The 11518-nt window shown below is 65.4% G+C and carries 7 protein-coding genes; 5 read left to right on the top strand and 2 right to left on the bottom strand.

The features are described 5' to 3' along the window. Positions 1-260 precede the first annotated feature (260 nt). From ACWA1U_RS00635 to ACWA1U_RS00625, 3 genes are all read left to right on the top strand, one after another. Complete coding sequence (locus ACWA1U_RS00635; RefSeq protein WP_463723419.1) at positions 261-1922, top strand: DEAD/DEAH box helicase; 1662 nt, start codon at positions 261-263, stop codon at positions 1920-1922. Between the two features lie 149 nt (positions 1923-2071). Further along, a complete protein-coding gene (locus ACWA1U_RS00630) occupies positions 2072-3556 on the top strand; it encodes a glycoside hydrolase family 3 protein (RefSeq protein WP_463723418.1) in 1485 nt (494 codons plus the stop codon). A 177-nt stretch (positions 3557-3733) separates the two neighbouring features. Further along, positions 3734-4135 carry a YccF domain-containing protein gene (locus tag ACWA1U_RS00625; RefSeq protein WP_463723417.1) on the top strand — a complete coding sequence of 134 codons (402 nt, stop codon included), beginning with the start codon at positions 3734-3736 and terminating at the stop codon, positions 4133-4135. Positions 4136-4147: 12 nt separating this feature from the next. Here the strand turns inward: ACWA1U_RS00625 and ACWA1U_RS00620 are convergent, their stop codons facing one another. Then, complete coding sequence (locus tag ACWA1U_RS00620; protein ID WP_463723416.1) at positions 4148-6124, bottom strand: penicillin-binding transpeptidase domain-containing protein; 1977 nt, start codon at positions 6122-6124, stop codon at positions 4148-4150. 55 nt (positions 6125-6179) lie between these two features. On the opposite strand from ACWA1U_RS00620, the gene ACWA1U_RS00615 reads away from it, so the two are divergent. Both ACWA1U_RS00615 and clpB read left to right on the top strand, forming a co-directional pair. After that, positions 6180-7178, top strand: coding sequence for an aldo/keto reductase (locus tag ACWA1U_RS00615; protein WP_463723415.1), 999 nt, complete (start codon positions 6180-6182; stop codon positions 7176-7178). A gap of 119 nt (positions 7179-7297) precedes the next feature. Next, entirely contained in the window at positions 7298-9907 is a 2610-nt protein-coding gene (gene clpB, locus ACWA1U_RS00610; RefSeq protein ID WP_463723414.1) for an ATP-dependent chaperone ClpB, read from the top strand. Here the strand turns inward: clpB and ACWA1U_RS00605 are convergent, their stop codons facing one another. Next, positions 9908-11338, bottom strand: coding sequence for a septum formation family protein (locus ACWA1U_RS00605; protein ID WP_463723413.1), 1431 nt, complete (start codon positions 11336-11338; stop codon positions 9908-9910). Positions 11339-11518 lie beyond the last annotated feature (180 nt).

Here is an 11518-nt window from a genome sequence, read left to right as displayed (position 1 = left end):
CGCCGCCTCCCGTCGGGAGTGCAAGCTGCAGGCTGATAGACTGGTTCCACTTGCTTGCGGCTCTGTACCTGTATTTGTGTCGGATTTTCACCACAACTACAGGAACCTGCGGCCGCAGCCTGCGTCGATGAACGCATTCTTTTGTCCCGCACTATCTCCTGAGTTTGTGAGAGCGGTTGACACTGTCTGACTTTCCTTCGGCGGACTCTGAGCGCCAACCGGTGCCCAGGGAAGATGAGAAGAAAGTTCGTGTACTTTACATGACTACCTTTGCTGCGCTTGGCGTGCCCACAGCGCTCGTCCGTTCCCTCACCAACCAGGGAATCACCGAACCATTCCCCATCCAGGTGAAGACCCTCCCCGACACCCTGGCAGGACGCGATGTCCTGGGCCGCGGCCGCACAGGCTCCGGAAAGACCCTCGCCTTTGCGCTGCCCATGGTCTCCCGCCTGGCCGAGCGGGAAGCTGCGTACCGCCGCAAGCCGGGCCGCCCACTGGCACTGATCCTTGCTCCGACCCGCGAGCTGGCAACCCAGATCAACGCCACGGTGGAGCCACTGGCCAGCGAGCTCGGTCTGAACACCACCGTCATCTACGGCGGTGTGTCCCAGGCGCGCCAGGAGAAGGCGCTGCGTGCCGGCGTCGACATCGTCATCGCATGCCCCGGGCGCCTCGAAGACCTCATGAGGCAGAAGCTGGTCACCCTCGATTCGGTGGAGATCACCGTCCTCGACGAGGCTGACCACATGGCGGACCTCGGCTTCCTGCCGATCGTCAAGAAGATCCTCGACACCACGCCCACCGAAGGCCAGCGCATGCTGTTCTCGGCGACGCTGGACAACGGCGTGGACAAGATTGTCCAGCGCTACCTGTCCAACCCGGTCACGCACTCAGTGGATACCACGCAGGCTTCCGTGACCACCATGGAGCACCATGTGCTGCTGATCAACGACCAGACCCAGAAGAAGCAGCTGATCGTTCAGCTGGCGTCGGGGCAGGGCAAGCGCGTGCTGTTCATGCGCACCAAGCACCATGCCCGCAAGCTGGCAAAGACCCTGACCGACGCCGGCATCCCTGCCGTCGACCTTCACGGCAACCTTTCGCAGAACGCGCGTGACCGCAACCTCGCCGAGTTCTCTACCGGCGGCGTCCGCGTTCTGGTCGCTACCGATGTCGCTGCGCGCGGAGTGCACGTTGACGACGTCGAACTCGTGGTCCACGTCGATCCGCCCACCGAGCACAAGGCGTACCTGCACCGCTCAGGACGCACCGCCCGCGCGGGTTCGGACGGCACTGTTGTCACCATCACGCTGCCCGAGCAGAAGGGCGAAGTGCAGAAGCTCATGAAGGCGGCAGGCGTGAATGTCGGCGTCGAGAGCGTCACTGCCACATCCCCGCTGGTGATGAAGCTCATCGGTGAAACCGCTGAGAAGGTCGACCCACGCACGCGGGCAGCACTGATTGCCCAGCGCGACACTCAGGGTGCACCGGGTTCGTCCTCGGGAGCCAACGCACAGCGCAAGCGCGCCCGTCGCGCAGCGCCCACGGCCGGCGGTCGTGGCGGCCGCGGAGGGCGTGGCCGCGTAGCTACGGCAGAGCCCACGGGTAACCGCTCCGAGCGCCGCAAGGATCAGCCCCAGGCCCCGCGCTTCGGCGGCGACGGGGAACGCCGTCGTACCGCTGAAGGCGCCGCAGCCGGTGGAGGCGGCCGCACTCGCCGTCCCCGTTCCGCACGCTCAGGCGATGTAGTAGCGCACAGCACCAGCACCCGCGGCGGAAGCCAGGGGTCGCCGTCGGCCGGTGGCGGACAGCGCAGCGGCGGACAGCGCAGCGATGCGCCGTCGGGCCGTCCTGCAGCAGCCCGGCGATCGGGCCCGCGCCGCGCAACAGCGCCGGCGTCGAACGATCGCCGCAGCCGCTAAAGATCTGCGTAACGCCGCCCACCGAGCTGACAACAGCCGGTGGGCGGCGTTCTTTAACGGCAGCATCCAGTGTCTTTGCACCCCCGGTGGCGCCGTGCTAGGTTCAGCCGGAATCGGCAGGCTGTCTGCCAGCGAACAGGAGTGCATACATGGCCGAGCCAGCCGAATACACCAGCGCCGTCAACGCCGTCATCTGGCCCGGTTTCATCGGGACCACCGTCCCCACCTGGCTCGAGCAGGCGCTGCTGCGTGGGCTGGCCGGCGTCGTCCTCTTCTCGCACAACATCGACACCTCAGACCCTCAGCAGCTCCCCGCCCTGTGCGCGCAGATCCGGTCGCTCAACCCGAACGCGATCATCGGCGTTGATGAAGAGGGCGGCACCGTCACGCGGTTGGAAGCGGCCACCGGATCCTCAGTCCCTGGTGCAGCAGAGTTAGGGCAGATCGACGACTACGAGGTGACCGCTGCCGTCGGCGTCACGTTGGGCAGGAGGGCGCGGGAGGCCGGGATCAACCTGTTGCTGGCGCCGGTAGCGGACGTGAACACCAATCCCTTGAACCCCGTCATCGGTGTCCGTTCCTTCGGTTCCGACACTTCCCTGGCCGCCCGTCACACAGCCGCGATAACGCGCGGCATTCAGAGCACGGGCGTGGGAGCCTGCGCAAAACACTTCCCGGGGCATGGTGACACAGTGACCGACTCGCACGTCGGGCTGCCGAAGGTTGAGTTAGGGCTCGATGAGCTGTCCGCCTCCCATATTCCGCCGTTTACCGCAGCGATCGACGCCGGTACCCGGGCGATCATGACCGCGCACATCGTGGTTCCAGAACTGGGGGAGCACCCCGCGACGCTCAACGCTAAAGCCATCGGGATGCTGCGCGGACTCGGATTCGATGGGGTGGTGGTCACCGATGCGCTCGATATGGGTGCCGTCCGGCACACCTACGGATCGGGGGAGGGGGCCGTGCTGGCGATGCTCGCGGGTGCTGACCTGCTGTGCGTGGGTAATCCGGCGAACGACGGCGGGTCCGTCGACGAGGCCGATTACCGCGAGGTTTTCGACGCTCTTGCATCCTCTTTGCAGAGCGGGCGGCTTCCCCTTGGGCGCCTCTTCGAGGCCGGGCAGCGGAGTGCGGACCTTGCCTCGTGGTCAGCTGGAGCTCACGACGACGGCCGCCCGGTGGACCTCGACGCGCTTCCCTCTGCGGTGCGCACCGATGGAAACGTGACCCTGCCCGACGGCGACGTCACGGTGATCGACCTCCGCCACACCGTCAATATGGCTGCCGGCGCGATGCCCGACGTCTTCTCGGCGGCGTTGTCTGAACACCGGCCCGTTTCCTACTTCACTTCCGGTGACCTCACGGCCGGCCACCCCGGGCCCCACGCAGGTGGCGCTGCCAACTGGACCCTGCCGACGTCGTCGGCCGTGGTTGCCATCGTGGACCGGGCAACGCCGGGGTCCGCGCAACACTCGACGCTCGCGGCGCTGTTCGCTGAACGGCCGGACCTCCGCTGCATCAATGCCGGGCTGTCCGTGGAACTGGAGCCGCCCACTGTTACGTGCTTCGGCGCTTCGCGTCCGGCGGCAACGGCGGCCGCGCGGGCGCTCGTGGGTGCTGCCGCGGGCTAACCAGTGGGCAATCAGGGTACGGCCCGCTGACATCATCGATCGATATCTTCCAGAGCGCGCGAACATGTGGTGACATCTAACGGATCGATCGATAATGACATGCCTGTAGGGAGATGGGGGCCCACTCAGGGCATCCCCTCATAGCGGCGCCGGACGAATGCGGGGAGAATGGACCCCATGAATGCAATCCTGAACGTCATCTGGCTCGTCTTCGGTGGAATCTGGCTGGCTATCGGCTACTTCATCGCCGGAATAGTGTGCTGCCTGCTGATCGTCACCATCCCGTTCGGCATCGCGTCCTTCCGGATCGGCGCTTACGCCCTCTGGCCGTTCGGGCGCTCGGTGGTTGACCGCGGGGGGCAGACCTATTTCTTCTCGACGGTGGGCAACGTGATCTGGGTGATTGTTGCGGGCGTCTGGATTGCCATTGGACACGTGCTCACGTCCATCCCGATGTTCCTGAGCATCATCGGCATCCCGCTGGGCATCGCCAACATCAAATTGATTCCCGTTTCACTCATGCCGTTGGGCAAGGAGATTGTGCCCTCCTACGGCACACGGGTTCCCCAATTGCGCTAAGGGGTCCAGGGTTTACTGACCGATCCCGCGGAGGAACTCCTCCATCAGCGGTCCACCCGAAATGGACCCCCGCTCGCCTTCCTCGACGAAGACTGCAACGGCCAGGTCGCCCTGCAGCGCCACAACCCAGGCGTGGGTCCGCGGTGGGTCCTCCGTGCCGAACTCTGCAGTGCCGGTCTTGGCGAGAATGGGTTCGCCGGGGACATCCGCGAGGAGTTGTGCTCCACCGACGGTAACGACGGCACCCATCATCTCGCGCAGCGCAGCGGCTTCCTCAGTGGTGAAGTTGCTCGCGGCGGGTTCGGTGGTCGCTTCCGCAGACGGCGTTGCCGAAGCTTCAGCCGAAGGTTCAGCCGAAGCGGACGACGACGGCGCCGCCTCGCCGTCCGCACCCCCTGCGAGGAGGGTGGGTGCAACGCGCTCCCCGGCGCCGACCGAAGCGGCCATGATGGCCAGTGAGAGCGGGGAAACGAGCAGTTCGCCCTGGCCGATCATGGAAGCTGCATGGGTTGTTCCGTCAGCTTCGGCCGGGACCGAGCCGAAGAAGGCCGGAGTGCCGATCGCTGTCTCGACACCAATTCCCAGATCCATTGCCGCAGCGGCCAATGCTTCCTGGGAAACGACGTCGCGCTGGGAAATGAAACCGGTGTTGCAGGACTGCGCGAGGGACTGCAGGAGTGGGATCTCGCCGGTGAATTCAGCGGGATAGCCCGGGACGTTATTGAATTCCCGCCCGTCCACCACGAGTTGCTCGGGACAGTCTGTCGGCGTTTCGGGAGTAAAGCCGTTACGGAGCAACGCCAGTGAGGTGGCGACCTTGAACGTCGACCCAGGCGGGTACTGGCCGAGGAGGGCGGTCTGGAGCCCTTCGCTGCCGGGACCGTTCGCCGCGGTGAGGATCTCCCCGGTTGACGGCCGGATGGCCACGATCGACGAGGCGGAAGGTTCCTCGGCCAGGACGTCTTCAGCGAGCGTCTGGAGCTGGGGATCGATGGTGAGTTCGAGCGGCTCACCGGCTGTTGGGGCCCTCTCGAACAGGACCTCGCTGGTGCGGGTTTCACCTTCTCCGGTGACTGCCTCGATCAGCAGCCCGGGGGAGCCCGCCAACTGCTCGTCATACTGCAGCTGCAAGCCGGAAAGGCCAGCGACATCACCGGCTTCGAGGCGACCCTCGGACTGTTCAATCAGCTCAGCTGTTGCGGCGCCGACGCCACCGAGCAGCTCACGGGCGAACGTGCGGGTTGGCGCGAGCGACATGGTGTCAGGGATGCCCACGGCACCGGGGATGGCCTCGATCTGCTCGTCGGATACCGGGCGGGAGTCATCATCACGGTAGACAATCGCTTCGACGAACGCCTGCTCACCGGCGCCGAGCACCTGTTCGGTGTAGGCGGCGGGATCGACATCCGTCAGTTCTGCGAGGGCAGCTGCCGAACTCTCAAACTCTTCAGCTTCGACCCGCGTCTTGTCGACGCCTACCCGGATGACCGGCCGGTCAGTGACAAGGACTTCGCCCCCAGCTCCGAGGATTTCGGCGCGTTCAGCGGGGGTGCGCGACACAGCGACGGCTGCATCTGCGCCGAGCCCGTCCACGGCGACAGAAGGATCCCAGGCCACCTGCCAGACGTCTTCCACGAGGGTGAGTTCGGCGCTGGTGGTGTAGGTCCAGTCCGATTCGCTTGAGTCGAGGTCCCACACATGCTCCAGTTGGGCGGTTGCGGTGTCCTCGCCCGTGGATTCGACGCCGGCAACCGTGACGGTGGGAGTGACGGGGTCAAGCGCAGCGGTGATTTCATCCAGCTGCGTGTTGACCTCTTCCGCGGCGGCGGAGCTGAAGGTGACAGCCCCTACATCGCCGCTGGTGAGGCCCTCGGCGAGCACCTTGGCGGCGTCCTCAGCGGTTGGCCCTTCGGGAGTGCAAGCGGTCAGGGCCAGCGTCATCGCAAGAGCGGCAGTGGTCAGAGCGGAAGTGGCGGTGTTTTTCCCCATGGCCCCCATTATGGCGTACCTGTCCGACTCTCCTGACCGCGCATACCATCAACGTATGAACCTCACCCGCGTAAATCTTGTCCCCGGATTCGCCGTCAGCCCGCAGGGTTTTGGCGGAATGGCGCTTACGGAGGTGTATGGCGGCCTGGACCCTCAGGACGCTCTCAGGACCCTCCATCACGCCGTCGACGTCGGCGTTTCCTTTCTCGACACCGCTGACGTTTACGGCGCTGGCAGCAACGAGGAACTCGTTGCGAAGCTTCTGGCGGAACGCCGAAGCGAGGTGGAGGTCGCCACGAAGTTCGGCATCCTGGGCAGTCCGTCCGCAGGTTACTCGGGTATCCGCGGAGATGCCGGGTATGTCCGTAGCGCCGCGGAGGCGAGCCTGCGCCGTCTCGGAACCGACGTCATCGACCTCTACTACCTGCACCGCCGGGACACCACTGTGCCCATTGAGGAGACAGTGGGCGCCATGGCTGAGCTGGTCGCCGCCGGCAAGGTGCGCCAGCTCGGGCTGTCGGAGGTGACCGCTGACGAGCTCGCGGCTGCATATGCCGTCCATCCCATAGCCGCGGTGCAGAGCGAATGGTCCATCTGGAGCCGCGACGTCGAGCGGCACGTTGTTCCCGCGGCTGCACGCCTTGGGGTCGGCTTTGTGCCCTATTCTCCGCTCGGCCGTGGCTTCCTGACCGGTACGGTGCAGGCCGATTCACTGGCCGACGGCGACTTCCGCCACCGGGTTCCCAGGTTCCAGGGCGATGCCATGGCAGCAAACGCCGCCGTAGTCGAGGCGGTCCAGTCTGTTGCAGTGGGAACGGGTGCGACGGCGGCGCAAGTGGCGCTGGCCTGGCTCGGCGCGCAGGGGCGAAAGTTTGGATTGCCCGTTGTCCCCATCCCCGGGACCCGCAAACCCGCACGTATCGACGAAAATATCGGAGCGCTCGATGTGCAGCTTTCCGAGGCGGATCTCGACGTGCTCGACGCCGCGGCGGAACTTGTTTCCGGAAGCCGCAGCGCCGACGCCAACTGGGTGTCGGAGGGGCGGGAGGGTTAGGCCAGCCTTGCAGGTTCTTGCAGCTTTCGCCTGAAGTGAAAACCGCTCCCAGTGGCGCTTCGCAAAAGTTGAGCGTAGTAGACTCAAGTAAGACTCATCGCCCGCACAGAGGAGGCCGCATGGACACCAAATTCACCACCAAGAGCCAGGAAGCCCTGTCCGCTTCCGCCATGAACGCTTCGACTGCGGGCAACCCCCAGGTGGAGCCGGCTCACCTGCTCAAAGCGCTGATGGACCAGCGGGACGGCGTAGCAGTAGCGCTCCTCACGGCTGCGGGTGCCAGCGCAGACAGCGTCAGCGTCAGGGCGAGCTCGGCAATCAAGGTGCTGCCGGCGTCGTCGGGCTCCTCCGTGGCGCAGGCACAGTTCTCGCGGCCCATGCTCCAGGTGGTGAGCGCTGCCCAGGAGGAAGCACAGTCTCTTGGTGACACCTTTGTCTCCACCGAACACCTTCTGTTGGGCATAGCCGACGACGGCGGTGCCGCCGGCCGCATCCTGCGCGAGGAGGGTGCGTCCAGGGAAGCGCTCCAAGCGGCACTCCCGGGCGTTCGCGGCGATCGGCGCGTACACTCACCGGACCCTGAGAACACCTTCCAGGCCCTCGCGAAGTTCGGTGTGGACCTGACTGAAATTGCGCGCTCCGGCAAGCTGGACCCGGTAATCGGACGTGACACCGAGATCCGTCGCGTGGTGCAGGTGTTGAGCCGGCGCACCAAGAACAATCCGGTCTTGATCGGTGAGCCCGGCGTCGGTAAGACCGCCGTCGTCGAGGGTCTGGCCCAGCGCATGGTCGCTGGAGACGTTCCTGAGTCGCTGCGCGGGAAGACGCTGATCAGCCTTGACCTTGGGTCGATGGTCGCGGGCGCCAAGTACCGTGGTGAATTCGAGGAACGGCTCAAGGCCGTGCTGGAAGAAATCAAGGCCTCAAACGGTCAGATCGTCACATTCATCGACGAGCTGCACACCGTTGTGGGCGCAGGAGCCGCCGAAGGTTCGATGGACGCGGGCAATATGCTCAAACCGATGCTTGCCCGCGGCGAGCTGCGCTTGATCGGCGCAACCACGCTGGATGAGTACCGCAAGAACATCGAAAAGGACGCCGCCCTGGAGCGCCGCTTCCAGCAGGTTTACGTTGGTGAGCCGAGCGTTCAGGACACCATAGGCATCCTGCGCGGGTTGAAGGAGCGCTACGAGGCGCACCATAAAGTTTCCATTGCCGACTCCGCACTGGTGACTGCGGCCACGCTGTCCAACCGGTACATCACCGGCCGGCAACTGCCGGACAAGGCCATCGACCTGGTGGATGAATCCGCTTCACGGCTGCGCATGGAAATCGACTCCGCTCCGGAGGAGATTGACCAGCTGCGGCGTGCGGTGGACCGGCTGACCATGGAGGAACTGGCGCTAGAGGGTGAGAGCGACGAGGCGTCAGTCGAACGCCTCGATGCACTCCGCGCCGACATGGCAGATCGGAAAGAGCAGCTCGCCGCGCTCAACGCCCGCTGGGAAGCGGAGAAGGCCGGGTTGAACCGGGTGGGCGACCTGAAGGCGTCGCTGGATGAGCTGCGCTCGCATGCTGACCGCGCCCAGCGCGAAGGTGACCTGGAAACGGCCTCGCGGATTCTTTATGGCGAGCTCCCGCAACTGCAGCGCGAGCTCGATGCTGCACAGGCAGAGGAAGCCGGATCCGCGGACTCGCCGGAGCTGATGGTCGCGGAGGAGGTGACTGCTGCAGACATCGCTGAGGTGATTTCCGCGTGGACCGGTATCCCCGCTGGTCGCATGCTGCAGGGGGAGAGCCAAAAGCTGCTGCAGATGGAGCAGACCCTGGGCGAGCGGCTGATCGGCCAGAGCAAGGCCGTGGCTTCGGTTTCCGATGCCGTTCGCCGTGCACGTGCGGGCATCTCCGATCCGGACCGCCCTACCGGTTCCTTCCTGTTTCTCGGCCCGACCGGCGTCGGCAAGACCGAACTTGCGAAGGCGCTCGCCGACTTCCTCTTCGACGACGAACGTGCGATGGTCCGCATCGACATGTCCGAGTACTCCGAGAAGCATTCGGTGGCTCGGCTGGTTGGTGCTCCGCCGGGCTACGTGGGCTATGAGGAGGGCGGGCAGCTTACCGAGACCGTCCGTCGTCGTCCCTACAGTGTGGTGTTGCTGGATGAGGTGGAGAAGGCCCATCCGGAAGTCTTCGACATCCTGCTCCAGGTGCTCGACGACGGCCGCCTCACAGACGGGCAGGGCCGCACCGTGGACTTCCGCAACGTCATCCTGATCATGACGTCAAACCTCGGCTCGCAGTTCCTCGTGGACCCGGTGCTGGAGGACGCCGCCCGCCGGCAGGCCGTGATGTCCGTTGTGAATGTGAGCTTCAAGCCCGAGTTCCTCAACCGCCTCGACGACATCATCATGTTCGACGCCCTGAGCATCGATGAACTGTCACAAATCGTTGACCTTCAAGTGCAGGCCCTCGCTGCCCGGCTGCAGGAACGCCGGCTGTCACTGGATGTCACCAATGCCGCCCGCGAATGGTTGGCGCTCACGGGTTTCGACCCGGCGTACGGGGCGCGGCCCCTCCGCCGCCTGGTGCAGCGGGAGATCGGGGACCGGCTGGCGCGCGGGCTCCTGTCCGGGACCATCAACGACGGCGATACCGTGCGGGTGGACAGGCCCGGCGACGGCGCCTCCGAGGGCCTCGCAGTCACCAGCGTCACAGGGGTGGCTGAGTAGTTACTCCGTCAGCAGGTTGTCGGAGATGATGTCGCCTTCGCTCGAGACCACGTAGCAGTCGACGCGCCTGTCGCCGTCCGCCCACGTTTGAGCCGTGGGTGTGACGGTTGTGAGGGCGAGCTCGGGGTAGTCGGCGGCAGCATTCTCGTCGATAACCGCCGAGTTGCACAGCTCGTCGCCCCGGGCGTTCAACGCTTCTTCGCCCGGGAACTCGGCTTCGTCGGTGAAGTTGTCGGTCGCGAGCAGCTGGGCATTGTGTGGCGTAGTGCACGTCACGGTGGTCAGTTCCGCATTCACGTCCTCGAGATCGAAGCCGAGAACGCAGGCGCCCGCTTCAAGATCCAGTGGCGAGACGTTCTCGGCAATGATCCCGTCAGCTCCTGGCGTCGGGTTGGCGGACGGGCCTGCCTCCGGTTCGCCACCGCTGATCGCGTCGACTATCCGGACAATCCCGAAGATCAGTAGCCCAAGGACTATTGCCCCGGCCACGGCAAGGATGATCAGCGTTTTCCTGCTCGGTCCGCTGCGCTTCGACCCCTCCGCGTGGGATCCGCCCGGCCCTTGATCCGACCCTGATGGTGGCAGCCCGTAGGCACCGCCCAGCGGCGCTCCGGGACCATCCGGCGACCGTGGGTTCGGGTGTGGCGCGGTGAATTGCTGTCCCCACGGAGATTGAGGCACGGCTGGCGCCGATGACTTTTCGGTATCAGTCGAGGCGTCGTCCGAGGCGGCCCCAGGGGCTTCGGTAGGGAGTGCATCGGGTGCTGACGCCTGCTCGACGGGCAGCTGCGCCTCTGATCTGTGCACGTCAGCAGCAGCCGAGGTATGAGTCGAGGCGGCGTCAGTCAGTCCGCTCTCGAACAGCGCGTCCCAGCGGGTCTGATCCTCGGTGCTGCCGGACCAGCCCGGCTCCTCGCTGGACGTTGCGAAACTCGGCAGGCTGGTGGAATCAGCGGCGTCTCCGGCCTTACCTCCTGCAGGCGCGGTACCGGAGGGTTCCGCGTTCCGGTCGACCGGCACGGGCCCGCCGACCAGCGTGCCCACTTCCTCAGCTTCCTGTTCAACTGCCCTGGCCTCCGCGGCGGCGTCCCGGAGCGAGGCTGCTTCCGCGGACTCCTCGCTGATCTCAGCGGCGCCCAGGGTGGGTTCGGTGAGTTGAACCTCGTCGGCGGAGGTGCTGAGGACCGGCTCAATAGCTTCCGTGGGCTCGTCAGCTGACTCATTCAACTGAGCGTCGAGGTGGATGCTGTCGGGGTCTATCTCGACACTGTCAGGGTCGATTATCTGCGGCTCAGAATCGCGGGCTTTGACAGGCTCCTCGCGCACTTCCTCCGGGTTGGGGCTGGCGGCCCCAGATATACCCTCCGACGCGTCAGGGTCGCCGCCTGTGGGTGCGTCCTCGCGTTCCGGCCTGTCCGGTTGATCGCTCATAGTGAACTGCCCCTCCTGTTCCCGGCATGGCTGACGGGCTGACTATCGTCGAATTACCCTTGACTCTAGCCAATGTTGGCGATTCCGCGCATGGGGGTCAGCGGTCCTGAAGAACATATCCGAAGGCGCTACCGTCTGGCGATAACGCGGGGGGTACTGAAAGCATGTAACCTAGAGTCA

The organism is Arthrobacter sp. TRD_SC_6 (assembly GCF_055361185.1).
This window is presented reverse-complemented; position numbering and strand designations above follow the sequence as displayed.

Excerpts from the sequence above, each read along its gene's own strand:
- ACWA1U_RS00635 (WP_463723419.1), top strand. The coding sequence starts at position 261 with ATGACTACCTTTGCTGCGCTTGGCGTGCCCACAGCGCTCGTCCGTTCC.
- ACWA1U_RS00630 (WP_463723418.1), top strand. The coding sequence starts at position 2,072 with ATGGCCGAGCCAGCCGAATACACCAGCGCCGTCAACGCCGTCATCTGG.
- ACWA1U_RS00625 (WP_463723417.1), top strand. The coding sequence starts at position 3,734 with ATGAATGCAATCCTGAACGTCATCTGGCTCGTCTTCGGTGGAATCTGG.
- ACWA1U_RS00620 (WP_463723416.1), bottom strand. The coding sequence starts at position 6,124 with ATGGGGAAAAACACCGCCACTTCCGCTCTGACCACTGCCGCTCTTGCG.
- ACWA1U_RS00615 (WP_463723415.1), top strand. The coding sequence starts at position 6,180 with ATGAACCTCACCCGCGTAAATCTTGTCCCCGGATTCGCCGTCAGCCCG.
- clpB (WP_463723414.1), top strand. The coding sequence starts at position 7,298 with ATGGACACCAAATTCACCACCAAGAGCCAGGAAGCCCTGTCCGCTTCC.
- ACWA1U_RS00605 (WP_463723413.1), bottom strand. The coding sequence starts at position 11,338 with ATGAGCGATCAACCGGACAGGCCGGAACGCGAGGACGCACCCACAGGC.